The organism is Acidithiobacillus sulfurivorans, from assembly GCF_018853815.1.
Taxonomy (GTDB): Bacteria; Pseudomonadota; Gammaproteobacteria; order Acidithiobacillales; family Acidithiobacillaceae; genus Acidithiobacillus; species Acidithiobacillus sulfurivorans.
Genome location: NZ_JAAOMP010000034.1, coordinates 1 through 23,292 on the forward strand (window position 1 = coordinate 1; position 23,292 = coordinate 23,292).

General features: G+C 53.2%; 23 protein-coding genes, 1 tRNA gene, 1 other RNA gene and 1 pseudogene. 3 read left to right on the plus strand and 23 right to left on the minus strand.

Annotated features, from left to right (window positions below; all coding sequences use genetic code 11):
• From HAP95_RS03410 to rpoE, 18 genes and pseudogenes are all read right to left on the minus strand, one after another.
• Positions 1-267, minus strand: a pseudogene (locus HAP95_RS03410) (IS110 family transposase); the annotation flags it as partial.
• The gene (locus HAP95_RS03415) at positions 210-569 is read right to left on the minus strand and encodes a hypothetical protein (RefSeq protein WP_215882965.1); all 360 of its coding nucleotides are present in this window, start codon (positions 567-569) and stop codon (positions 210-212) included. The gene HAP95_RS03415 and the pseudogene HAP95_RS03410, both read right to left, overlap by 58 nt.
• 242 nt (positions 570-811) lie before the next feature.
• Positions 812-1,175: a transfer-messenger RNA gene (gene ssrA / locus HAP95_RS03420) on the minus strand.
• 130 nt (positions 1,176-1,305) lie between these two features.
• Positions 1,306-2,148, minus strand: coding sequence for an Hsp33 family molecular chaperone HslO (hslO, locus tag HAP95_RS03425; protein WP_215882966.1), 843 nt, complete (start codon positions 2,146-2,148; stop codon positions 1,306-1,308).
• Complete coding sequence (locus tag HAP95_RS03430; RefSeq protein WP_215882967.1) at positions 2,141-2,926, minus strand: PP-loop family protein; 786 nt, start codon at positions 2,924-2,926, stop codon at positions 2,141-2,143. Before HAP95_RS03430 ends, hslO begins: the two co-directional genes overlap by 8 nt.
• Positions 2,923-3,864 carry a D-glycero-beta-D-manno-heptose-7-phosphate kinase gene (rfaE1, locus tag HAP95_RS03435; RefSeq protein WP_215882968.1) on the minus strand — a complete coding sequence of 314 codons (942 nt, stop codon included), beginning with the start codon at positions 3,862-3,864 and terminating at the stop codon, positions 2,923-2,925. Before rfaE1 ends, HAP95_RS03430 begins: the two co-directional genes overlap by 4 nt.
• 1 nt (position 3,865) lies before the next feature.
• On the minus strand, positions 3,866-5,188 hold the full coding sequence (locus tag HAP95_RS03440; protein ID WP_215882969.1) for a UDP-glucose dehydrogenase family protein: 1,323 nt from the start codon (positions 5,186-5,188) through the stop codon (positions 3,866-3,868).
• Between the two features lie 3 nt (positions 5,189-5,191).
• Complete coding sequence (gene acpS, locus HAP95_RS03445; RefSeq protein ID WP_215882970.1) at positions 5,192-5,581, minus strand: holo-ACP synthase; 390 nt, start codon at positions 5,579-5,581, stop codon at positions 5,192-5,194.
• Positions 5,578-6,303 carry a pyridoxine 5'-phosphate synthase gene (pdxJ, locus tag HAP95_RS03450; protein ID WP_215882971.1) on the minus strand — a complete coding sequence of 242 codons (726 nt, stop codon included), beginning with the start codon at positions 6,301-6,303 and terminating at the stop codon, positions 5,578-5,580. The genes acpS and pdxJ overlap by 4 nt, the downstream gene beginning before the upstream one ends.
• Before the next feature lie 19 nt (positions 6,304-6,322).
• Positions 6,323-7,063 carry a DNA repair protein RecO gene (recO, locus tag HAP95_RS03455; protein WP_215882972.1) on the minus strand — a complete coding sequence of 247 codons (741 nt, stop codon included), beginning with the start codon at positions 7,061-7,063 and terminating at the stop codon, positions 6,323-6,325.
• Positions 7,053-7,967, minus strand: coding sequence for a GTPase Era (era, locus tag HAP95_RS03460; protein ID WP_215882973.1), 915 nt, complete (start codon positions 7,965-7,967; stop codon positions 7,053-7,055). Before era ends, recO begins: the two co-directional genes overlap by 11 nt.
• The gene (gene rnc / locus HAP95_RS03465) at positions 7,960-8,640 is read right to left on the minus strand and encodes a ribonuclease III (RefSeq protein ID WP_215882974.1); all 681 of its coding nucleotides are present in this window, start codon (positions 8,638-8,640) and stop codon (positions 7,960-7,962) included. The genes era and rnc overlap by 8 nt, the downstream gene beginning before the upstream one ends.
• Positions 8,641-8,794: 154 nt before the next feature.
• A complete protein-coding gene (locus tag HAP95_RS03470; RefSeq protein ID WP_215882975.1) occupies positions 8,795-9,211 on the minus strand; it encodes a DUF4845 domain-containing protein in 417 nt (138 codons plus the stop codon).
• Positions 9,212-9,296: 85 nt separating this feature from the next.
• On the minus strand, positions 9,297-10,088 hold the full coding sequence (gene lepB, locus HAP95_RS03475; RefSeq protein WP_215882976.1) for a signal peptidase I: 792 nt from the start codon (positions 10,086-10,088) through the stop codon (positions 9,297-9,299).
• A 19-nt stretch (positions 10,089-10,107) separates the two neighbouring features.
• On the minus strand, positions 10,108-11,910 hold the full coding sequence (gene lepA / locus HAP95_RS03480) for a translation elongation factor 4 (RefSeq protein WP_215882977.1): 1,803 nt from the start codon (positions 11,908-11,910) through the stop codon (positions 10,108-10,110).
• 104 nt (positions 11,911-12,014) lie between these two features.
• Positions 12,015-13,469 carry a DegQ family serine endoprotease gene (locus HAP95_RS03485; RefSeq protein WP_215882992.1) on the minus strand — a complete coding sequence of 485 codons (1,455 nt, stop codon included), beginning with the start codon at positions 13,467-13,469 and terminating at the stop codon, positions 12,015-12,017.
• A 130-nt stretch (positions 13,470-13,599) separates the two neighbouring features.
• Positions 13,600-14,262, minus strand: coding sequence for a sigma-E factor negative regulatory protein (locus tag HAP95_RS03490; protein ID WP_215882978.1), 663 nt, complete (start codon positions 14,260-14,262; stop codon positions 13,600-13,602).
• Complete coding sequence (rpoE, locus tag HAP95_RS03495) at positions 14,259-14,885, minus strand: RNA polymerase sigma factor RpoE (protein ID WP_010636733.1); 627 nt, start codon at positions 14,883-14,885, stop codon at positions 14,259-14,261. Before rpoE ends, HAP95_RS03490 begins: the two co-directional genes overlap by 4 nt.
• Positions 14,886-14,997: 112 nt before the next feature.
• On the opposite strand from rpoE, the gene nadB reads away from it, so the two are divergent.
• Positions 14,998-16,623 carry an L-aspartate oxidase gene (gene nadB / locus HAP95_RS03500; protein WP_215882979.1) on the plus strand — a complete coding sequence of 542 codons (1,626 nt, stop codon included), beginning with the start codon at positions 14,998-15,000 and terminating at the stop codon, positions 16,621-16,623.
• Here nadB and HAP95_RS03505 read toward each other — a convergent pair.
• On the minus strand, positions 16,538-17,068 hold the full coding sequence (locus HAP95_RS03505; protein ID WP_215882980.1) for a hypothetical protein: 531 nt from the start codon (positions 17,066-17,068) through the stop codon (positions 16,538-16,540). The genes nadB and HAP95_RS03505 overlap by 86 nt on opposite strands.
• Here HAP95_RS03505 and ygfZ point away from each other — a divergent pair.
• Both ygfZ and HAP95_RS03515 read left to right on the plus strand, forming a co-directional pair.
• Complete coding sequence (ygfZ, locus tag HAP95_RS03510; protein ID WP_215882981.1) at positions 17,052-18,020, plus strand: CAF17-like 4Fe-4S cluster assembly/insertion protein YgfZ; 969 nt, start codon at positions 17,052-17,054, stop codon at positions 18,018-18,020. The genes HAP95_RS03505 and ygfZ overlap by 17 nt on opposite strands.
• A gap of 2 nt (positions 18,021-18,022) precedes the next feature.
• On the plus strand, positions 18,023-18,370 hold the full coding sequence (locus tag HAP95_RS03515) for a hypothetical protein (protein ID WP_215882982.1): 348 nt from the start codon (positions 18,023-18,025) through the stop codon (positions 18,368-18,370).
• A gap of 26 nt (positions 18,371-18,396) precedes the next feature.
• On the opposite strand, the gene cydC is transcribed toward HAP95_RS03515, so the two are convergent.
• The 4 genes from cydC to HAP95_RS03535 form a co-directional block, all read right to left on the minus strand.
• Entirely contained in the window at positions 18,397-20,148 is a 1,752-nt protein-coding gene (gene cydC / locus HAP95_RS03520; protein WP_215882983.1) for a thiol reductant ABC exporter subunit CydC, read from the minus strand.
• Complete coding sequence (gene cydD / locus HAP95_RS03525) at positions 20,141-21,895, minus strand: thiol reductant ABC exporter subunit CydD (RefSeq protein ID WP_215882984.1); 1,755 nt, start codon at positions 21,893-21,895, stop codon at positions 20,141-20,143. Before cydD ends, cydC begins: the two co-directional genes overlap by 8 nt.
• A 76-nt stretch (positions 21,896-21,971) precedes the next feature.
• Positions 21,972-23,099: an FIST signal transduction protein gene (locus HAP95_RS03530; protein WP_215882985.1), complete on the minus strand. Its 1,128-nt coding sequence runs from the start codon at positions 23,097-23,099 to the stop codon at positions 21,972-21,974.
• 74 nt (positions 23,100-23,173) lie between these two features.
• A tRNA-Ala gene (locus HAP95_RS03535) sits at positions 23,174-23,249 on the minus strand.
• Positions 23,250-23,292: the final 43 nt, after the last annotated feature.

Sequence of the window (23,292 nt, forward strand, 5' to 3'; positions counted from 1 at the left end):
CGGCTGGCCTTGAGGCGATGGCTCGCCAGGGAACAGCACCTCCTGGGGCGTGGCCCCCTGAATCAGCGCCTTGATCATGGCGCGTGCCGATTGACCATGAATGTCGCTGACCACCACGCCCAAGCGGATCCACCCGTCGGTCAGCACCTTGTGTAGGCGGTTCTTTTCGGAGGCCAGCATGCCGACCAGCTTCTGGCGCTGGTGGGCAATCAAGCGTAATTCCCGCAATGGCGCAGGCGGGACAAACGAACCGCGTAAAAAAGATGCTCATGCACTTCAAGCGGGTGGATAAATTCTATAAATTCAAAAAAGACGACCTGAAGCACTATCCGACATACCACGCCGTATTGATGGAGTTCAGCAGGTTCTATGGACTGGAAGAATTCACCCTGAAACAGGTCGATAAATATATTTGGCAAGCGGGCAAAGAATACTTTCCCAAGCAATACTGACTTATGGAAATCCGAATAAATATCACTTCCCGAAACCTGCGAGCGACTTTTGGTTTGTGAAAATGGGTGGTTTTTCAGGTCGTTTGATGTCTTGACACAACCCCAAAATACCGTCATTTGGATAAATAATTGTTCTTAAAGGATATCTGCAATATGACTCGTGTCGGACCCTGTCCGAAGAAAACAGAGAATACCGGCCCAAACAGAGAATGAACGTGGGAAGAATGGAGAGAATCGGGTGGCTGGAGAGAGGTTCCGGAAAGATGTCAAAACGCCAGAAACCCTTTGAATAAAAGGGGAAAAAGAAAACCCGTCTACCCAGAGAATCACTCTGGAGAGACGGGTTGTCACCATAAAAATGGTGGAGGCGGCGGGAATTGAACCCGCGTCCGCAGTACCTAGACCACCGGATCTACATGCGTAGTTTGTCTATTGGCTTTAACCGCGCCACCCTCCGACAAACAGGATGATGCTACGGCGATTCTGCTTTAGTTTAGGATTGGTTCCACAGACTAGAACAAACCCGATTCCGTGTTTTATGACCCTCCGCGCGTCTTTCGACTCCGGATCCACGAACAAATCCGGGCAGAGGGCTCACTGCTTAAGCAGCGAGGGCGTAATTGCTGTCGTTGGCAATTATGAATCTGCGACCAGTTTTAAGAGCAAACCGCAGCTCTGCATGCACCGAAGGCTTCGCGACCTGCGTCGAAGCCGGTCGCCCCCCTTATACCCTTTGTTAGACTGGATACGACAGACAAAGTTTCTGTCAGTCAGCCGTCACTGAGGATTTGCAATCATAACGTAGAAGCAGCTTGAGCACCAAGCAGGAAATTCTCCACAGGGGACACAAAAATCAGTGCAGAGGATGTTCCGGCGCAAACATCAAGGCCACTTCCTCTTCACCAAAGCGGTATACTTCCTGACAATATTCGCAGGTCACTACTATCTCTCCCTCACTTTGAAGAGTCTCTTCCGCTTCTGTTTGTCCCAGCGAAATCAGCATGCGCTCCACTTTTTCGGGGGAACAAGAACAGGAGAAAACCAGGGCTTGTGGCGTATGCAGTCGTACCGCCGAATCGGGGAAAATTTCCGGCAGGAACTGTTCCGGTTTTGCCTGTAGTAGTGACTGATCTGAGCCAATGGCGATGAATTGGGTCGCCAATTCCCAGTCTTCCGCAGCCAGCACACCAGGCAGGCGTTGCAGAAAATAGCCGCCCGCCTGCTGCCGTTGTGGATCCGCTACCAATCGAAAATAAGCAGGGGACTGCACTGATTCAGCAAAATAGGCATTCAGGGAAAGGCTGAGACTTTCGCGCAGCTCAACCAGTCCCTGATAACGATCCCGATCCATGCCCATATCCACGGTAATAGCCAGCAGGGCATCGGGCAAATGCGACAAGTCCATCGAGACGCCCTCCTCCCAATTACCATAGGCACGCATACCTCCGGCCGCCGTCATCTCCGCGACCAGAAGTTTGAGCGGGCCTTTGCTTTGCGCCTGAATAATCAGGCGTTCATAATTTTTCTGGGTGGTGGCCAATAAGGCCAGACCAACCAGCGCTTCGCCCAATAGTTGGGCCATGTCATCCTGTCCCTTGAAATCGCGTAAAACCCGGGCATAAATCTCGTCTAGGCGGCAGCGTGCGCCGCGTAATGGCAGGGTTTCCCAGTAAAAAACTTGTGAAAAATCAGTCATGCTCATCCTCAAAATGCAAACCTTCCAGACCGGTTCCCATCAGCGGCTGCAAGGCTCGCTGAAGCTGCTTGAACAAGCGCGGATCATGGGCTTCCTGTTGCGCCAGCAGTTCTTTCATGTGTTGGCGTTCTGTGGGTTTACCAAAACAGGCCGGACAGTTCTCATAAATGACCGGTAATTTTTGTTCTTCAGCGTGTTGGCGCATCTGTCGTTCACGACAATACACCAGCGGACGAATCACCCGTAAATCCCCTTCCCTGACGCGATAATGGGCTTTCATCGTCCGCATTTCGCCATTATAAAACATGGACATGAAAAAGCTTTCGGCAAAATCATCCAGATGCTGCCCCAAAGCGAGGACATTGTAACCTTCGCGGCGGGCGCAGCGATAAAGGACCCCCCGGCGCATGCGCGCACAAAAGCTGCAGTAGGAGGGGCGCAGCAAATGCTTTTTGGCCCGCTCGTAAATATCCTGTCGCTCCAGAAAATAAGGAATCCCCAAAGACGCCATGTAAGGCAGCAGCACTTGCGGATCGTAGTCGGGGCTCATGGGATCAACGGTCGCCACCCCCAGCTCAAAGGGCACCGAAAATTGCCGCTGCATGGCACGGAGCATGTGCAGCAACGTGAGCGAATCCTTACCCCCCGAAAGCGCCAAAAGTATGCGGTCACCGGGCTGGATCATGCGAAAATCAGCCACCGCACGACCAATGCGCCGCTGCAGCAACTTGGGTACAGGCAGACGTGGCACGCCTGAAGAATCGGGGTCTTGCTTCATTCGCCGCTCTGGACCGCCAGTTCTTCGCGACTGACGACGGCCGCACCCAACTTGCCGACCACAATGCCTGCCGCACGATTAGCCAGCTCTACCGACTGATCCATGGGCCATCCGGCGGCCAAGGCCGTCGCCAGGGTGGCAATGACCGTATCCCCTGCACCAGTCACATCAAACACTTCACGCGCTTGGGCGGGATGATGATGAATGGCATTTTCGGTGAACAAGGTCATGCCCTCCTCGCCGCGTGTAACCAGGAGTGCTTCCATCTGCAATTTCTGACGCCATTCCCGGCCCAGTGCCAGAAATTGTTCTTCACTGCCCCAGGTCCCTGCCACCGCCTGAAATTCACTCAGGTTGGGCGTAATAATGGTTGCTCCGGCATAGGGACGGTAATCCCGTCCTTTGGGATCAATCAGCACCGGTATGCCTGCAGCCCGCCCGGACGCAATCAGGGATTCGACAGCCTGCAAGGCCCCTTTTCCATAATCGGAAAGCAGCAAGGCGCCCGCACCCGTCAATATTTCATGGGCCTCGGCGCGCATGTTTTCCCCATGCTCAGGGCTGGGCTGTGACTCAAAATCCATACGCAACAACTGCTGTTGATGGCCAATGACCCGCAATTTCACCGTAGTCGGGTAACTGGCATCTGCGATCAGCCGGGTTTTGACACCGGCCTGCTCAAGAAGGCGGGTCAGCTGAGCCCCCGCAGCATCCTGGCCGACTGGCGCCAGCAAATGCGCCTCGGCGCCCAGGGAAAGCACATTCAGCGCCACGTTGGCGGCCCCTCCCGGACGCTCTTCTTCACGGCGAACCTGTACCACGGGCACCGGCGCTTCCGGCGAAATACGATCGACCTTGCCAAACCAGTAACGATCCAGCATCACGTCGCCAATGATGGCGACCCGGGCCTGAGCAAGATTATCCAGCGCATTCAACATATCAAGGCCGTCCAATGGCAGAATAGATGAAGCCCTCTGCCCGCAGCACCGTCGGTTCATAAATATTGCGGCCGTCGACAATGACCGCCTGGCGGAGAAGGCGACGCATTTTAACAAAATCCGGACTGCGAAACTCCTGCCATTCCGTACAGATAACCAGGGCATCCGCGCCCTCGCAGGCCGCGTAAGGATCGGCACAAAGGGTCAGTGCCGGCTCCCCGGCGTACACCCGCCGAACCTCATCCATTGCTACAGGATCATAGGCCTGCACCGTGCCACCTCTTTTCATGATACCCGCGATCAGTGCCCGGCTGGGGGCTTCGCGCAAATCATCCGTATTGGGTTTGAAGGCCAATCCCCATATGGCAATTTTTTTTCCTTTCAAGTCTTCGCCGAGGACGGCTACCAGTTTTTTTTCCAGAATCTGTTTCTGGCGATTATTGACGGCTTCTACTGCCGTAAGCAGCGGGGCGTCAAAATCATGTTGCCTGGCGCTGTACTCCAGAGCCCGCACGTCCTTGGGAAAACAGGACCCCCCATAACCACAACCTGGATAAATAAACGAGTAGCCAATACGGGGGTCCGCACCAATGCCCCGACGTACCTGTTCAATATCCGCACCCACACATTCGGCCAGTCCAGCCAATTCATTCATCAACGAAATTTTGGTGGCCAACATGACATTGGCGGCATATTTGGTCAGTTCGGCGGAAGGTGGGTCCATGATGATGAGACGGTCATGATTACGATTAAAGGGTGCATAGAGAGCGCGCATTTTTTCGGCGGCAGCGGGATCATCGGTACCCACCACAATCCGGTCTGGTTTCATGAAATCCGCTACCGCCGCACCTTCTTTCAAAAATTCCGGGTTGGAGACCACCACGAAAGGGATATCCACCCCGCGCTTTGTCAGGGCGGCCGCAATATGATCCTGTACTTTGCGCGCGGTTCCCACCGGAACCGTGGATTTGTTGATGACAATCACAGGATTCTGAAGATGCTGACCAATTTCACCAGCAACAGCCAGAACATGACGCAGGTCCGCAGAGCCGTCTTCTTCGGGTGGGGTGCCTACCGCAATGAATACAAAATCACCATGAGCAACGCCCGCAGCAATATCCGTCGTAAACTGCAATCTTCCACTTTTGACCCCATCCTGCACAATGCCCGGTAAATCGGGTTCGTATATGGGGACTTCAGCCTGACGCAAACGCGCTACCTTATCCGCATCTATATCCACGCAAAGCACCTGATTACCTACCTGAGCAAGGCAGGCTCCAGTGACCAGACCGACATATCCGGTTCCGACAACCGTTACTTTCATGCGTTAAGCTCCCAATTCCAGAATGACCACCGCAGTGGCATAACGACGTTCATCACTGATGGAAAGCCAGGTACGCACCTCCCTTCCCCATTGCGCCAGCAATTCTCCGGATTTCCCCTGCATCAGCAATTGCGGCCGGCCAGCAGCGTCGTGGGTAACCTGTACGTCCGACCAGCGCATACCTTCACCCAGACCGCTTCCCAGCGCCTTATAGGTCGCTTCCTTCGCGGCAAAACGACGTGCCAGAAAAGCCGCAGCAGCGGCCGCTTCATCAGGCAGATCAGCACGCTCCAGAGGGCCCAGAATACGTTCATTCAGACGCATACCATAGCGGGCGTGCAGACGGGCCATGCGTTCCACAGCCACTATATCTGTACCCATTCCGACAATCATCCATGGGCCTCAAGCATCAATCGCTTCATTTCCGTAACAGCAGCGCCAAGGCCGCTAAATACCGCATGGGAAACAATGGCATGACCAATATTTAACTCACGAATACCCTGAATGGCAGCAATCGCCTGGACATTATGGTAATCCAGCCCATGACCAGCATTCACCTGCAACCCTAAGCTTTCTGCAAAATTGACCGCACTGCCAATCAAACCCAGCTCTTCAAGACGTTTTGCCGTATCAGGCGCATTAGCATAACGACCAGTGTGCAATTCCACCACCGGAGCACCCGTTTCCGCCGCTGCTTCCAGCTGAAAAGGGTCCGGATCAACAAACAAAGACACTCTCACCCCGGCCTTGGCCAAACGCTGGCAGGCTTCCTTGATGCGTGGCATTTGTCCGGCAACGTCCAATCCGCCTTCGGTGCTGAGTTCGGCACGCCGTTCCGGCACCAGACAGCAATCACTGGGAGACAGTCGCTCGGCAATGCGCAGTACCCCTTCTTCCACTGCCATTTCCAGATTGAGGCGGGTCTGCAGGATTTGGCTGAGAATCTCGATGTCCCGGTCCTGAATATGGCGACGATCTTCGCGCAGGTGCGCAGTAATGGCATCGGCTCCGGCGCGTTCTGCGACAAAGGCCGCTTCGATTGGGTCGGGATACCGGGTACCCCGCGCCTGGCGCAGAGTGGCCACATGATCAATATTAACGCCCAAGGCAATCATGGATGATGCTCCTCATGGTTCAGGTTGATGCGCTACGTTTATGGCGTTGCAAGTATGCCGCAAGGAGGCGCCGACTCTCCAGTACCTTGCTGCCGAGATGGACCTGCAGTTCACGTTCCAGATAATTTCTCAAGTGGGCATTATAGCCGGAAGCTGGCACGCTGTTCATCGGTCCATCAAGCCATTGCAAGGCTTCTGCAGGAATGGTTACAGACCCTTGTTCTGGTGTATGGCGGGGACAAAACACCCCGGTCTGAGTCAGGTAAGACCATTTGGTGTCGGGTGTCAGGGTGATACCACATTGTCCACAATGGCTCAGATCTGCCGCCCAGCCCAAGGCTTCGAGCAGATGCCGTTCGTAGCGCCTAAGATTCCAGGCGATTGCTGCGACATCGTTCAAGCCCTCGATAGTGGTTTCATACTGGTCAAAAAATTCGGGAAATGGATCAGCGCGCTGGGTGAGGCGCAACAGTAACTCGTTCATATAAAACAAGCTCAGGTTTTGCAAGGTATTCAGGGGATATGCGGCAGCCAGTTCTTCGGCCTGGACCAATAAGGGGAGATCCCCTTTCCCCTGCCAGCGAATCCACAGCGGTCGCCCCGCTTCAATTCTGGCAAGTGGCGAGCGAGGACGTCGTGCGCCCTTGGCAAGCAGCCCCAGACGTCCTTGTTTCCGGCTGAAAAACTCTACCACCAGGCTCGAATCTCCATAAGCATAGCGGTGCAATACCCAGGCCCGATCACCGGACTCAGTCGTCATACCCCAGCTCGCGCAAAATATGGGGATCGTCCGTCCATTGCTCTTTTTGTTTGACCCAAAGGCCCAGCCAGACGCGTTCTTCGGTCAACTGCTGCAATGCTTCCCTCGCACGACTACCAATAACCTGCAAACGACTGCCACCTTCACCAAGAATGATGGCTTTTTGGCCTGAGCGCCGACAGTAAATGGTCGCCTCAATACGCTGTTGTCCGTTTTCAACCTGATAACTATCAATGGCAACAGCCGTGTCGTAAGGTAATTCTGCGCCTAACTGCCGGAAAATCTGTTCACGAATAATTTCCGCTGCCATGAAACGCATATTCCGATCTGTTACCTGATCCTCAGGAAACACCGCTTCCGAAAGGGGTAATAACGGAATCAACACATCGGCCAGCCGTTCCACATCCCCGGTTTTACGCGCTGACAGAGGAATGACTGCGGCGAAATCAGCGCGTTCGGACAAACTCTGCAAGTAAGGAAATAAACGCTCTTTGGACTTGATTTTGTCTATTTTATTGACCACGGCCAGTAACGGAATGCCACTGCGCTGCAACCAGCGCAGGGCTTCACTATCATCGGCTGTCCAGGCGAGGGCTTCCACCACCAATACCCCCAGATCTGCCGTCTCCAGGGCGCCTCGCGTTGCTCTGAGCAAGTGCCTATTCAGGCTACGGTAACCACTATGGACACCTGGGGTATCCAAAAACAGCGCCTGGCCATCGGGTCGGGTTAAAATTCCCAGAATCTGATCACGGGTAGTTTGTGGGCGGGGGGCCGTAATACTGATTTTTTGCCCCACCAGATGATTCAGCAAGGTAGATTTCCCTACATTGGGGCGGCCCAACAGGGCTACATAGCCACTCCGGTAGGTTTCGACGCGGTCCTGATCAGTATTTTCAGCCACGCGGGGTGTTCTGCAGTTGCGTAAGCATCAATGTAGCCGCCTGTTGCTCGGCTTTGCGCCGGCTACCATCTTCTGCTTCCGTCGGCGCAATTCCAGGAACGCTACAGCGCGCCACAAATCGTCTTTCGTGAGCCTGCCCTTTTTCTTCAATGAGCGTATAAACAGGCAGGGGTCGCCCTCGACCCTGCAAAAATTCCTGCAAACGGGTTTTGGGATCGCGCAATTCAGCATCACCCAACTGATCGGTAATACGCGGTTCCAGTAACTTGAGGACAATGCCTTCAGCGGCACTGAAGCCTCCGTCCAGAAAGGCCGCACCAATAACGGCTTCCAGGGCGTCGGCGCGAATGGAATCGCGCCGCGCGCCACCACTGCGCACTTCGCCCGGACCCAAAATCAGATAATCTGCCAGGGCAATTTCACCGGCAATTTCAGCCAGAGTTTCTTCGCGTACCAGCCGCGCGCGCATTCGGGATAAATCGCCTTCGCTCACCTTGGGGAAACGACCAAACAATCGGGCCGCCACCACAAAATTAAGGGCAGCATCACCCAGAAATTCCAGCCGTTCATTATGTGCAGATCCAGCACTACGATGTGTCAATGCCTGGGTGAGCAAACCCATTTCGACAAAGCAGTATCCCAGCGTTTTTTGCAGTGTATCCAGCGAACCCATAACCCCATTCTCAGTGATTTTGAAACAAAAAATAGTGCCATCATACACGGAAAGAACAGGTCGCGAATACTCCAAAAGAAACTACAGTCGCTGGTGATGCAGGGACGTTGGAGCAAAAAGCTTCCCGGACCACGACCGCTTTCAGACGAACGCTTCAGTGACCGCCCTTTGCCTGGAAATGCAGAAGCAGGCTCATATTCCCTGCCAAAGGCACTATTTTGTCGTAGGTAACCGTAATCAAAACCGGGCCAGAACCCGCTTTTTCAATAACGATGTCTTTTTGTGGAATATGGATCATGGCAACACCCAGTCTTCCATTCAGATTGTAGAGTATTTGTCCGGCAGACTCTTCGGGCCCGGCCTGTTGCGCCTGTTGCTTGACGATGTTTTGTAAGGACCAGTAATCATAGTAGCTGGGCATCACTTTCACGACAAAAGCAATGGCCAGTACCAGCATCAAAATCCAGAAAATCACCCCGATAAGACCGATGCCAGCCTCCGGGGATGGTAGCTCAGTAGTGTTTAGGGGCAGACTACCGAGCTTGCGGACGAATGGATTATAAACTTGCATTGAAGGAATCTCCCAAGATTCTGGATGGACTTATGCCCGTTAGTTAGACGCCAACGGTGCTTTATGCAAGTGTATTCAACAAGAATTAATGCTGACCATCCAGCGAACGGCCAATCTGCTTCCAACGAATAGACCAGTCTTCAGCATCCCAAGAAAACCACACAAACATGGCTTTGCCCACAATATTACGCTCTGGCACTACCCCCCAGAAACGACTGTCATTACTGTTGTCACGGTCATCCCCCATCATGAAATAGGAATGAGGGGGAACTTTATAGGGTCCAAAATCCATCTGGGCTTCAGGCGTATCAAATTCAATAATGTGAAAATGGTGGCCGCCCAATTCCTGAGCATATTCTTTGGTGGGAATGACCATGCCTTCGGCACCCTGTCCTTCTGGACGATAATTAAAATTCCCGATAAATTTTTGCGGGACCAGTTTGCCGTTAATATAGAGGTCATTACCCTTCACTTCGATTGTATCGCCAGGAAGACCGATGACCCGTTTGATATAATCAATACGGGGATTTTTGGGATAACGAAACACCATAATATCCCCGGCTTCTACCGGGCTGCCCTGGGTTATGGGGGTATGAATCAAGGGTAGTCGCAAACCCCACTGAAATTTGTTAACCAGAACAAAGTCACCGACCCGAAGGGTAGGAATCATCGAGCCTGATGGGATCTGGAACGGTTCAAACAGGAAGGAACGAATTAAAAATACAACGAGAAGCACCGGAAAAAAACTACGCGCATATTCTACAATGAGAGACTCACGGGTTTCCTTGTCGCGCCTGCGCCGCAGAAAAACAATATCTACCAGCCAGATCAGACCAGATAACAGCACCGCCAGAAACAAACCCAAAGTAAAATCCATTGACGTTTTTCCTTCCTTTTTAGCGTTTATCGCTCTTGAGTACCGCCAGAAAAGCTTCTTGCGGAATTTCTACGTGTCCAATCTGTTTCATACGCTTTTTGCCCTCTTTCTGCTTCTCCAGCAATTTTCGTTTGCGGGAAATATCTCCACCATAGCATTTGGCAAGGACATTTTTACGCATTGCCTTGACGGATTCACGGGCAATAATTCGGGCACCAATCGCCGCTTGTATGGCCACTTCGAACATTTGTCGGGGAATAAGTTCACGTAAACGGGTAACAAGCTCACGCCCGCGACGTTCGGAAACATCGCGATGGACAATCCAGGACAGGGCGTCCAGCTTTTCGCCATTAATCAAAATATCCATTTTAACCAATGGGCCGCTTTCAAAACGGGCAAACTCGTAATCCATGGATGCGTAACCGCGACTGACCGATTTCAAACGATCAAAAAAGTCCAGGACCACCTCATTATGGGGCAAGTCATAGCGCAACATCACCTGCCCCCCCGTAAACTGCATATTTTTCTGCTGGCCACGCCGTTCTTCGCACAAGGCAATCACCGGTCCCAGATAGGTTTCCGGTACCAGAATATTGGCACTGATTACCGGTTCCTGAAAATCGGCGATTTTCTGGACGGGTGGCAATTCTGCGGGATTGGAGATTTTCAGGATCTGCCCATCGGTGGTAATCACCTGATAAACCACGGTGGGTGCTGTGCTGATGAGTTCCAGCTGATATTCCCGTTCCAGGCGTTCCTGAACAATTTCCATATGGAGTAAGCCGAGAAACCCACAACGGAATCCAAAGCCCAAGGCCTGCGAAGTTTCGGGTTCAAACTGCAGGGCCGCATCATTCAAGCGCAATTTCTGCAAGGCTTCACGAAAATCCTCATAATCGGATGAATCAACCGGATACAAGCCGGTAAATACTTGCGGTTGAACCTCACGAAATCCCGGCAAAGCCTGGGAGGCTGGCCGATCCTGTTCAGTCAGGGTATCGCCTACCCGTGCGCCTTCAATACTTTTAACTCCGGCAATAACAAATCCGACCGCACCCGTTTCCAGTGCCGGTACGATCAACGATTTCGGGGTAAAAACCCCTACTTTTTCGACCACATAATTTTTCTGCCCGACCATGGTAACGACCCGCTGACCGGGCCGGATGGACCCGTTCATGACCCGCACCAGCACTACAGTACCCAAATAGTTGTCAAACCAGGAGTCGATAATGAGCGCCTGCAAAGGGGCGTTGGCATCCCCTTGGGGAGCGGGAATTTTTTCAACTACTTTTTCGAGAATCTCGCGAATGCCGATGCCTTCCTTGGCGCTGGCTTCAATGGCGTCATCGGCGGGGAGTCCGACAATTTCCTCAATTTCCGTACGCACCCGGGCAGGATCCGCCGCTGGAAGATCAATCTTATTCAGCACCGGAACAATTTCGAGATCATGCTCCAAAGCTGTGTAGCAATTAGCCACACTTTGGGCTTCCACCCCCTGGGAAGCATCTACTACCAGCAAAGCCCCTTCACAGGCTGCCAGGGAGCGACTGACTTCATAGGAAAAATCCACATGGCCTGGCGTATCAATCAAATTGAACTGATATTCCTGTCCATCTTTGGACTTGAATTGCAGGCGCACACTTTGCGCCTTGATAGTAATGCCCCGTTCTTTTTCAATATCCATGGTATCCAGTACCTGGCTGGACATTTCCCGCTCGGTCAGGGCACCACACAAGCGGATAAACTGATCAGCAAGCGTGGATTTACCGTGGTCCACATGGGCAATTATGGAAAAATTACGAATATGTTGCTGCTCAGTCATATACCCTTAAATCCCTGACAACCTGACAGGTCTCACTGTCTTGATCGACACCATAACAAAAAGGGCTGGTATATACACCCAGCCCCGGACGATTTTTCTATGCTTCAGCGCGGAAGTGAAAGCACTATATAGAAGCTACCGTCACCACGGCGCACCAGTACCGGAACTGGCTGCTCGGCAGGCAGAGAAGCTATCAGCTTTTGCAATGTACTGACGTTATTGACGGGCTGTTGCGCCACCTGAAGAATCACGTCTCCCGGGCGAATACCCGCTTCTGCCGCAACACCCGGTGCGACTCCCAAAACCAGCACGCCGGTATTGACATTCAGTTGCTTGCGGGCTTCTGCCGTCAACGGACCCACTTCAATATTCAGCCGTTTAATTTCACCTTTCTGGGTTTGCGCATCAGGAGCGGCCGTCTTGTCGGCCGCTTTGTCCATATCCCCGGGCAGACTTTCAACGACAATATTCAGGGTCATGGGCTTACCGTCCCGAATAATCCCCAGTTTTGCCTTGAACCCGGCAGGCAAGGCGCCAACCATGGGCGGCAACTGGCCCGAGTTGTAGACGGCATGCCCGTCAAAGGAAATAATTACGTCACCGGGGCGCAGCCCAGCCTTGGCAGCGGGGCCATCGGGCACCACCTGGGACACCAGGGCCCCTATCGGTTCTTTCATGTGGAAGGATTTAGCGAGATCCATGCTAACATCCTGAATCATCACGCCCAGCCAGCCGAAATGTACCTTCTGATGCAGTTTGAGTTGCTTGACCGCATCCATGGCCACATTGATGGGGATCGAAAAAGATAAACCCATGTAACCGCCACTGTTGGTATAAATCTGGTCATTAATACCAATGACCTGACCACGCATGTTAAATAATGGACCACCGGAATTACCCGGATTGATGGGCACATCAGTCTGGATAAAGGGAATATAGGGGTCATCCGGCAATGGCCGGGCAGTAGCACTGACGACCCCCTGAGTCACGCTGTTCTCAAAACCAAAGGGGGAACCTACAGCCAGTACCCACTGCCCTACTTCGAGCTTGCCGGAATCACCAATCTGAACCGTCGGCAGATTATTGGCATCGATTTTAAGCAGCGCCACATCCATACGGGTAGACAAGCCCACCAGATGAGCCGTGTACTGGTGATGGTTGGTGAGACTGACGATGATTTTTTGGGCACCCTTGACCACATGAGCTGCCGTAACAATGTAACCATCAGAACTGACAATAAAACCAGAACCCAGCGATTGGACCTGATACTTATGACCGGGAGCCGCACCTTCTCCCTGATCACTACCCGGTTGTCCCGGCGCACCAAAAAAAGGGGCAAAAAACTGGTTGAGCGGTGAATTGGGTGGAAATGGCGAACCAGCACTATGGGTCACCTTGGTTTCCGTGGTACTGATGTTCACAACCGCCGGACCGAATTGCTTCACAATAGGCGTAAAGTCAGGAAGCGCAACCATTGACGCCTGCGTTGAGGCCGCAACAGCCGCAACGGGAAGCATTCCACCCACACTCACAGCAAATCCCACACATAGCGCCACCATTGGGCGCTGTCTACGCAGCACACGTTTATTCACAGTACACTCCCTCCCAACCACGATTTATCACTTATTTGGATACCCTGCTTATCATCTCGGTATCCGGGCATGTTGGCAACAATTTAGCATCGATTTTTTAGGGATAGCCGCCAGCAGGATTATAATTGGAAAAATTGCTGATGCCCGTTGCCGGGCTATATACCGTATTTTGCAGTCCACCCGCGTTTGGATAATAGGCTGATTCTGAAACCGGCAGATAGTTACTATGTCCAGGAATCCAGAGCCGCTTGATATCGCGCTGGATCATCAAATCCGGACCCGACGCCTGAACATTGAAATCGGCAACGGGGCGGAGATGAAACACCTCAGGACTACTATGTGTGCCGCTTAACAATGCCGTTCGATCATAATGAGCAAGATTTGCATGATCACCCTGTCCTTCAGTCAGCGTATTGCGTGGTAACAAGCCCACCAAGGTGACTGACACAACCAGCACGGCTGCTACTGAACCGGCTTTCATCCAGAAAGGACTGATGGCACTCCGTGATATGACGGCACGAGGAGCCAGAATACTGGGCTCATCGGCTATCTGTGCGGCCACGCGATCTGCAAATCCGGCAGAAGCCCATTGCGTCCCGGCGCGATCATTTTGCAGCAAAAAAGAAACCCGGTACTGGTTTTCCCAGGCATCACGAAGGCCCCGCTCACTTTGCAATCGGGCAGCCATACGATTCGCCTGCAAGGGACCCACTTCGCCTTCCATGAAGGCCATCAGCTCTTTTTTTGTTTGTTCGTTCATGACTGTTCCTGATCTAACAAAGGTGCCAAAACTTTGGCAATGGCCTCACGAGCCCTGAAAATACGGGACCTCACAGTACCCACCGGACACTCCATAACCTGCGCAATTTCGTCATAACTGAGCCCTTCAAATTCTCTCAGGGTGACGGCTGTTCGCAAATCCTCCGGCAATTCCGACAAAGCACCATCAATATGCTCAGCCAGTTCCTTACTGAGCAAAACACCTTCAGGTGTATCGTACTCTCTTAGTCCATCGGCACCGGCAAATTGTTCCGCATCTTCAGTTTCGGCATCCACAATAGCCACCTGCCGACCCTGGGCGACCAGGTGATTTTTCGCGGTATTGACGGCAATACGATATAACCAGGTATAAAATGCACTGTCCCCCCGAAAATTCTTCAGTGCCCGATAGGCTTTGACAAAGGCTTCCTGGGCCACATCTTCAGCTTCTTCAGGAGTCCGCACAAAACGGCCCACCAGGGCGACCACCTTGTGTTGATATTTGCGAACCAGAAGATCAAATGCGCCTTTCTCGCCTTTTTGCACCCGCTGAACGAGGAGCAGGTCGCTGGACGCACCACTTTCCAGCGCACCACTTGTGCCGCGTCCACTTGTTTTACTCATTCGGCCTTCCTTTAGGGTTCCGGTGCCGTTCTTCACCTTGTTAGCGCGTCATCGTATCATGAGCAGCGCGTTTTCTTGCAACGACTTCATACTATTTTCCACAGGACGATGAATGCCCGCTTTCGATTTTTTAATTATAGGCTCCGGCGCCGCCGGCTTGAGCACGGCACTGGGGCTTGCCCGCCTGGGTAGCGTGGGTATTCTCAGCAAGGATCAGGCGGCGATTTCGGCCAGCGACTGGGCCCAGGGAGGGATGGCTGCCGTCATGGATTTTACCCGGGACAGCATCACCATGCATGTTGAAGACACGCTGGGTGCCGGTGCGGGTCTCTGTCACCCGGCGGCAGTGTCACGGATTATTCGTGCCGGACCAGCGGCGGCACAACAGCTCATCAACTGGGGTGTACCCTTTGATCAGCAGGCGCATGGTGAATGGCATTTGACGCGCGAAGGGGGGCATCGTGTGCGCCGGGTTCTTCACCGGGCGGATACGACCGGTCATGCCATTGAAAGCACCCTTTTGGCACAGCTGCGTCAGCATCCTGAAATCAGACTGATGGAAAATCACTTTGTCACTGATTTATGGCTACAGAACGGATCCTGTCAGGGGGCCTGGGTCCTTGGAAAAGAGTCCAGCATGCCGGAATTATGGACTGCCCGGGCAGTCATACTGGCCAGTGGTGGAGCGGGTCAACTGTACTTGCATACCAGTAATCCACTGGTAGCCACTGGAGACGGATTGGCCCTGGCTTACCGGGCCGGGGCTGAAATCGCCAACCTTGAATTTATCCAGTTTCATCCAACAACCCTTTATGATCCGGATAACACGCCCTTTTTACTTTCGGAAGCTTTACGCGGTGAAGGTGCCCTGCTCCGTCTTCCCGATGGCAGGACTTTTTTGGAGCAGTACGACCCTCGTGCCGAACTGGCACCCAGAGATATTGTGGCCCGCGCCATTGATGCCGAAATGAAAAAAAATCAACTCGCCTATGTCACTCTGGACATCAGTGCGCAGCCCAGTGAAAGGGTACGTCAACATTTTCCGGCGATATACGCCCATTGTCTTGAACGCGGCCATGATTTGACGCGTGAACCGATTCCGGTAGTGCCCGCCGCGCACTACACCTGCGGTGGGATTGTTGTGGATCAGTCAGGACGCAGCACGGTGCCCGGGTTATTTGCTGCCGGAGAAGTCAGCTCCACGGGACTGCACGGTGCCAACCGCCTGGCCAGCAATTCCCTGCTGGAATGTGTGGTCGGCGCGGCAGGCATTGTCGAAGCCCTGGAGGGTTTGGCGCAACTTCCAGAAAAACCGGATGGCAACCTGCATTCCTGCCCACCTTCAACGGTTCATGACCCCATTATCCACAGAGACCATATCGAGACACTACGCCACGACATTCAGAACCTGATGTGGCAAAGCGGCGGCATCATTCGCAACGATCGGGATATGGAGCAGGCCATTGATCATCTTGAAAGCATGCGAACCCGGATTGGCGATGTTTCGGGCGTATCCAGGGCGTATCAGGAGTTGCGCAATATGCGCCAAAATGCAGAAATTCTGCTGCGTTCTGCGCTTTTTCGGCGTGAATCCCGGGGTTGTCATTATAATAGCGATCATCCTGACAACCACAACAATCCCCAGGATATGATCAGCCAGCGCGACCAGGAACAGCCTTACGCTCGGCCCATACCTGCCGCAGATGCAGACGCCACAAGCGCCAGACACCATCCCTGACCGGGAAAACACCAATTAGCGTGTATTTTTGCTTGCGGATGCCGCGCAGCGTCAGCACGCCCAGCCGAGGATGCAGGAAGGGCCATGCCCGCAGCTGCACCTGTACCTGTTCGCCATTGCCCAACTGCAGCAAATACTGATTCTCGGGTCCCGACATCAAGGCGATCGGTAGCGCCATCCGCCTTGGTGTTGACCAGGGACAAAACCACAATGTCCAGAGGATGACCAGCAATAACAGGACCATCCCAAAACGGAAATTATCCAGCATGCTCAAAAATGCGCAGAATCCCGCCAAGCAACAGGACAGACTGTGTAACAGTGCTTGCTGCTGAACGCTCCCACAGGAAAGGGCAGGAAGTACTTTGTCCCCGGCAGCCATCGCGCTATCATCGGAGCCTGCTTGTAATAGCCATCGGGAGTTTTCATTCATGTCATCAGCCGTCATCCAATTTTCTCTCCTGAGTAGCGAACTGGGGCTTATTCATGCCTATGGCGCGGAGGCCGAAAAATTTCTGCAGGGCCAATTCTCCAATGATCTGCGCAGCCTGACCAGTGCCGGCCAGGGACAGTGGAGCAGTTACAGTACGGCCAAAGGGCGGATGATTGCCAATTTTTACGTGCAACGCGCCGGGGACCATATCTGGTTAAGCCTTTCAAGCAGCCTGGTAGAACTGGTTGCAGAACGCCTGCGCAAATTTCGGATGATGGCCAAGCTGGACATTGAAAATGCCGAACCCGATTACGGAATAATGGCTATTTATGGAGCCGGCGCCGGAGACCTGCTGACAAAGGCTTTGGGATGTGCAACGCCTGAACTTGAAAATGGGGGTGTCGCCCAGGATGATTGGGTCCTGACCCGCCTGCCCTGGGCAAATCTGGAAATTTTTCAGCTGATCGCCCCGCGCGAAAAACTGGCTGAACTGACGCATCTCCTGACCCAATCGGGTGGACATGAAGCACCTGTTGCACAATGGCGTTTGGCCGCCATCCAGGCGGGAGTGGCTTATATCAGCCAGGACACCACCGAAAAAGTGATCCCTCAAGAACTTAATCTGGAGGTACTGGGCGGCATTAATTTCAAAAAGGGTTGCTATCCTGGTCAGGAAATTGTTGCGCGTTCTCATTATCTGGGCAAACTTAAAAACCAGATGTATGGAGTCAGTGCCCATCAGCCCTTGCAGGCTGGCGACGAAATATTTGCGGAAAGTATGGGTGAACAAAGCATTGGGCTGGTCATCAATGCAGCAGAATCCGCTTCTGGTCATTATGCCGCTCTGGCTGTTCTGCGTGCGGCCAATACGGGTGAAGCCCTCAAGGTCGGGGCTTGCAATGGCGCAGATTTAGTCCTACAGAAACTGCCCTATACCCTTCCGCTGGATATGCCCAAAGAGGCCTGAGCATGTGGGGGATTGTCGCAGGACTGGTCAGTTATCCGGTATTTTCCTGGTACAGTAAACGCTTTCTGGATGATCAGGGACTGGAATCGGGATTTACACGCATGCTGCTGGTATTTCTGGTCGCTACCATTTTGTCGTCGGCATTGGGCTACGGGGTATCCTGGATGACCACGCCTGCCCATACCCGCAGTACCCAGGCCGTTCTGGAAAAAAAGAGCACGGCCATTCTTGGCAAGGAACTCAGTTGCCTGCAGAATCCAAGCAGCCCGGCTTGCCAGTCCGCTGCTCAGCAAGGAAAGGCTCTGGAAAACAAACTACTGGGCAGTCTGAGCGGCGGAAGTCAGCACTAGCCAACCCGGCAGTATAATGCTCTTTTTCATGCCGATGCCCCGTTCCGAAAAGTCGCGAAATGACTGAGCTGTCCACCTTGTTTCAACAACTCGGCAAATGTCCCCGACTCCACTACTCGACCTTCGTCCATGATAAATACCCGATCCATCTGCTCCAGACCAAGCAAACGGTGGGTAATATAAAGAACCGTGCGGCCTTGCATCAGGGGCTGCAAATCGCGCAGAAATTCCATTTCAGTCAGCGGATCGAGGCCCTCAGTGGGTTCATCCAATACCAGCCAAGGGGCATTTTTGAGGATGGCACGGGCAATTGCCACCCGCCGCCCCTGCCCTCCAGACAATTTCACACCACCTTCACCGACAATAGTATCCAGTCCATCCGGCTGACTCCGCACAAAGTCATCCAGTTGCGCAGCCGCCAACGCCTCCCAAAGTTCTTCTTCTTCTGCATCGCCCTTGGCCACCAGCAAATTATCGCGAATGGTGGTGTGAAACAAATAGGAGCGCTGCGAGACCACCGCAAAATATTCGCGCAGGTCATCCGCAGGGAAGTTTTTAAGTTCATGACCGCCGAATTGGGCCGAACCGCTTTGATAATCATAAAAACGCAGCAACAAATTGGCGATACTGCTCTTTCCGGCACCCGTAGCCCCCAATATCGCCACCTTGCTGCCAGCAACAATATGGAGATCTAACCCCGCCAGGGCATCCTGTTGCCCGCCGGGATAGCGTAAATGCAGATTTTTTAGCAACAAATCAGGCTGCTGCACCTTGGGCGCCGGGCCACTGGCATCGGGAAACGGCAACGCGCTGTCTGCCACCGCAAAAATACGTCGGGCGGCCTGCCGGGTCTGGCCCAGGAACTGAAACGCCAGGGGCAAGGCCACAATAGCTTCAAAGGATCCCATTACCCCCAAGGCAAACATGGGTAAATCGGAAGGCCCGAGATGGCCTCCGTGGATCAGGGGGATGGCCAGAATCAAAATTACCCAGATCGCCAGGTTTCCCATAAAACTCATGCCCGCAGTGCCCAGCCCACTGATTTGCGCCATTTTCGCCTGTCTTTGCAAAATGGCATCGTTGAGGGTATGACTGCGCCGCAGGATTTCGGGACCGGCCCCGTAAGTAAGCAACTCGCCCATACCTTGCATGCCATCCACAATCTGGACCCGATAGTCAGATTGCAAATCCGTCATTTCCGCCCCACTGCGGGCACCCAGGCGTTCAGCCACAAACGGCAGGGCCAGACCGGAAACTGACAGGAACAAAAACAAAGCAATCGCCAGGTGCCAGGAAAAAAAGGCAAAAAAACCGGACATCAGCACAGTAGCCATTCCGGCCACCAGAAATGGCGTAAATACCCGCAAATAAAAGTTGTTCAGGGTGTCTATGTCGGCGACCAGGCGGGACAGGATGTCTCCCGAGCGATAGCCCTGTAATCCGGCCGGGGCCAGAGGCTCCAGTCGGCTGTAAAACCAGCTGCGCAGTTGTGCCAGCAGACGGAAGGTGGCTTCGTGGGTAATCACCCGCTCCAGCCAGCGGGAAATCACCCGCGTCGTGGCAAATGCCCGAACTCCGGCAGCGGGCAGAAAAAAATTATATAAATTGAGCGTGGCATAACCACCCAGCCCCGCCAATGCCGCACTGGCCAGAAACCAACCGGAGAGCGCCAGCAATCCAAAGTTGGACAATATCGTGAGCAACGCCAGAAAAGCGCCACCCAACATCCAGAATTTATAGGGGAAAAACAGTTTTAAAAGACGAATATAATCAGACATGAATTTCCCCCCGATAGGCAGCGACCATACGGGCATACACTCCGCCCGCTGCAAGCAGCTCCTGGTGGCTTCCACTTTCAGCCACTCTGCCTGCATCCATGACAATAATATGATCAGCCCGTTCTGCCGTGGCCAGACGATGGGCGATGACTATTGCTGTACGTCCTGCAATTAACTTTTGCATGGCATCCAGCACCAGTGATTCATTTTCCATATCCAGATTGGCAGTGGCTTCATCCAGTATAAAAAGTGGCGGATTTTTAAGAAAAGCCCGCGCCAGAGCTATACGCTGGATTTGTCCACCAGAAAGCCCCTGGCCTAAATCACCAATCATCGTCTCAAAACCATCAGGCAAGTTTTCAATAAATTCCAGTGCGTGGGCATTTTGAGCAGCTTCGCGAAGTGCAGCCAGGTCCGCATCCGGGCGTCCGATCCGAATATTATCCCCCAGACTTCCATGAAAAAGACGGGGATTTTGCGGCACCCAGGCGAGCTGTTTCCACCAGAGTTCCGGCTCTATGGCATTCAGCGGCATCTGCCCATTGACGAGAATCTCGCCCTCACTGGCTTGCACAAAACCCAGCAAAGCACTGGCCAGGGTGCTTTTCCCGGCACCGCTGGCACCCACCAAAGCGGTGACTTTACCCGCCGGAAACTCGGCATTCACGCCCTCTAGTGCACTGCGCCCCGCCTCATAGGAAAAGTGCAGATTGCGTACCACCAGGCTGATTTCAGTAGAAGGCGAATATTCCACAGCCTGCCGGGGCTTTTCCGGCAATGGCATGTCCAGTATTTCGAAAATTCTTTTGGCAGCCGCAATGGCACTCATCCGCGCATGATAATGGGTCGATAAACCCCGCAGCGGATTAAAATACTCCGGTGCCAACAGCAGGACAAAAAAGGCGGTAAAAAAAGTGACCGAGGCATGTACCTGCAGCAGTCGGGCGCCCAGAGAGACCGCCACCAGGGCGATGGAAAGGCTGGCAAAAAACTCCAGCACGGCCGAGGTCAGAAAGGCAACCCGCAGGCCCGCCATAGTACTGCGTCGGTAGTCGTCAGAAATTCTGGCCACGATTTCGATTTCATCTTTGGCGCGACCAAAAATCTTGAGTGTGGTCAGACCTTGCACCACATCCAGGAAATGCGCGCTCATCAACAGCATTTTCCGCCACTGACGCTGGTTAACCGCTTCGGCCGCATAACCTACCAACACCATGAAAAAAGGGATCAAAGGGCCGGTTATCAGCAATATCAAACCGCTGATCCAGTCTTCAGGAAATACCACCATCAAAATAGCCAGAGGTATCAGGCTCACCAGGGCCATTTGTGGTAAATAACGAGAAAAGTAAGGCTCCAAAGCCTCCACACCTTCGATCATGGTGCTGGCGATATCAGCGCTGCGTTCACCGGCAATAGCCACTGGCCCCAGTTTTAAGAGATGATTCAGCAACTGTTCGCGCAAATAGGTTTTGATGCGGGCACTGGCCCGAAAAGCCACCAGCTCCCCCGCCCAGGATAAAGCGGCACGCAGGACAAAAAGCCCCAGCAAAGCCCAAAGTAGCGGCATCACGGCGGCGAGACTGAGGCCCTGAAATGATACCCCGTTGATAATATGGGCGAGAATAAAAGCCTGAAGGATAATCAGCAGACCCGCCGCTAACCCTAAGCCTATGCCAAAATACAGGGCACCTCGGGTCCGACGGCCTTCCTGCATTAATCTCTGATCAATTCGTTCCGCTTTCGCCATCATCAACCTCTAATATACTGAATTCACTTTAGCACAGCGTAGCATTTTCCTCATCCTGCGGACCGGCATACAACGCTCAATCCCCCAGAAACAGGGTCAGAACTCCGGTATAACCATATATTTTATCATGAGAAATTTCGCCATTCGCAAAAAAACCAATCAGCGGAAAATGACCCAGATGCGCCTCAATCAGACGCAACTCCGCAGAATCGGGGCCAAACAGCCCTTCACCTCTGCCCAGGCAGGAAAAATACAAGCCGCCGCGAATGCTTCGCCCAGCCACCAGTTTCTTCAGGTCTGTCAGCATCCGCAACAAATCTTCCCGGGCCGTAGTGCCATCGCGCTTGCAAAACATCAGCGATTGACCGGATTCCACATATTCACCAATAGCCATCAATTTACGATCCGTGTCCACACCAATCAGATTGCGGACGGTGTAATCGCCGCGATCATCATTGGCTACGGGCAAGGCGACAAAAATAAAACCGGCCGCCTTCTGTAAATCCCGGGCGAGGATCTCCCCTATTTCTTCGTATAACACATCGAGGGCGGGCCGCTTGTCGAGGGTGCCAATAATGTTGCTTTTCGCCTCACCGATTTCATGAAGGGGACCAATTGGGCTGCAACCCTGGGAAAGACGGGTGGCAATGGCCACTTTTTCGCTGAACAGAACGCCACTTAAACCACCATGAACCGCTTTGTCGGCTAATTGCCCGCCCGTGCCACGCGTACTGCTGAGTCCTCCGGTAATAAACCCGCTCTGGGTTTTTCCGGCCAGATCCCGCACTAGGTCGGGCAAGTCAGGCGTGGCGGTGTCACCATGCACAACGGCAAAATAAGGGGCTGCACCACTAACCTGGAGAGGCTGGTCGCTCAGGTAGGGTGTCATTCCTGAAAAAATGGACAATTCCGACTCGGGAATATCTGTGACCATCAATGCCAGGGCAGGTGTATCCAAATATTCCTGACCTGTGGCACAGATTCCAATGCCTACACAACCCGTCCAATGTTTCACATCCAGCTGCTGATTCAGTTGCGCCAGCAACTCGGGCAATTCTGCTTCGAACAAATCGGATACATACAAAAAACCCAGGGTTCCGCTTTGGGCCTGACTGCCCGCCATATCCAGTGCAGCCGCCAAAGCCACGCGCCAATCAGGATCAGAAGCATGTCCATAAGCAAAAAGCGATTCCGGATGATGCATAAAACCCTCCCCGAGCGAGTAAAAATTTCCAATAAAAAAAGAGCCAGAGTAAAACTCTGACTCTTAGTCGTATCTGGTGGAGCCAAGCGGGATCGAACCGCTGACCTCTTGAATGCCATTCAAGCGCTCTCCCAGCTGAGCTATGGCCCCGATGTCGCGTAATATATGGATTTGCCCCGGCACTGTCAAACAC

Coding starts and splice junctions, on each gene's coding strand:
- cydC (WP_215882983.1), bottom strand. CDS start 20,148: ATGTCTGATTATATTCGTCTTTTAAAACTGTTTTTCCCCTATAAATTC.
- acpS (WP_215882970.1), bottom strand. CDS start 5,581: ATGATTGTCGGAATGGGTACAGATATAGTGGCTGTGGAACGCATGGCC.
- hslO (WP_215882966.1), bottom strand. CDS start 2,148: ATGACTGATTTTTCACAAGTTTTTTACTGGGAAACCCTGCCATTACGC.
- HAP95_RS03515 (WP_215882982.1), top strand. CDS start 18,023: ATGTGGGGGATTGTCGCAGGACTGGTCAGTTATCCGGTATTTTCCTGG.
- recO (WP_215882972.1), bottom strand. CDS start 7,063: ATGACGACTGAGTCCGGTGATCGGGCCTGGGTATTGCACCGCTATGCT.
- lepB (WP_215882976.1), bottom strand. CDS start 10,088: ATGGATTTTACTTTGGGTTTGTTTCTGGCGGTGCTGTTATCTGGTCTG.
- HAP95_RS03530 (WP_215882985.1), bottom strand. CDS start 23,099: ATGCATCATCCGGAATCGCTTTTTGCTTATGGACATGCTTCTGATCCT.
- HAP95_RS03490 (WP_215882978.1), bottom strand. CDS start 14,262: ATGAACGAACAAACAAAAAAAGAGCTGATGGCCTTCATGGAAGGCGAA.
- lepA (WP_215882977.1), bottom strand. CDS start 11,910: ATGACTGAGCAGCAACATATTCGTAATTTTTCCATAATTGCCCATGTG.
- HAP95_RS03430 (WP_215882967.1), bottom strand. CDS start 2,926: ATGAAGCAAGACCCCGATTCTTCAGGCGTGCCACGTCTGCCTGTACCC.
- HAP95_RS03505 (WP_215882980.1), bottom strand. CDS start 17,068: ATGACGGCTGATGACATGAATGAAAACTCCCGATGGCTATTACAAGCA.
- HAP95_RS03485 (WP_215882992.1), bottom strand. CDS start 13,469: ATGGTGGCGCTATGTGTGGGATTTGCTGTGAGTGTGGGTGGAATGCTT.
- HAP95_RS03470 (WP_215882975.1), bottom strand. CDS start 9,211: ATGCAAGTTTATAATCCATTCGTCCGCAAGCTCGGTAGTCTGCCCCTA.
- HAP95_RS03440 (WP_215882969.1), bottom strand. CDS start 5,188: ATGAAAGTAACGGTTGTCGGAACCGGATATGTCGGTCTGGTCACTGGA.
- rnc (WP_215882974.1), bottom strand. CDS start 8,640: ATGGGTTCGCTGGATACACTGCAAAAAACGCTGGGATACTGCTTTGTC.
- cydD (WP_215882984.1), bottom strand. CDS start 21,895: ATGGCGAAAGCGGAACGAATTGATCAGAGATTAATGCAGGAAGGCCGT.
- ygfZ (WP_215882981.1), top strand. CDS start 17,052: ATGTCATCAGCCGTCATCCAATTTTCTCTCCTGAGTAGCGAACTGGGG.
- pdxJ (WP_215882971.1), bottom strand. CDS start 6,303: ATGATTGCCTTGGGCGTTAATATTGATCATGTGGCCACTCTGCGCCAG.
- nadB (WP_215882979.1), top strand. CDS start 14,998: ATGCCCGCTTTCGATTTTTTAATTATAGGCTCCGGCGCCGCCGGCTTG.
- rfaE1 (WP_215882968.1), bottom strand. CDS start 3,864: ATGTTGAATGCGCTGGATAATCTTGCTCAGGCCCGGGTCGCCATCATT.
- rpoE (WP_010636733.1), bottom strand. CDS start 14,885: ATGAGTAAAACAAGTGGACGCGGCACAAGTGGTGCGCTGGAAAGTGGT.
- HAP95_RS03415 (WP_215882965.1), bottom strand. CDS start 569: ATGACGGTATTTTGGGGTTGTGTCAAGACATCAAACGACCTGAAAAAC.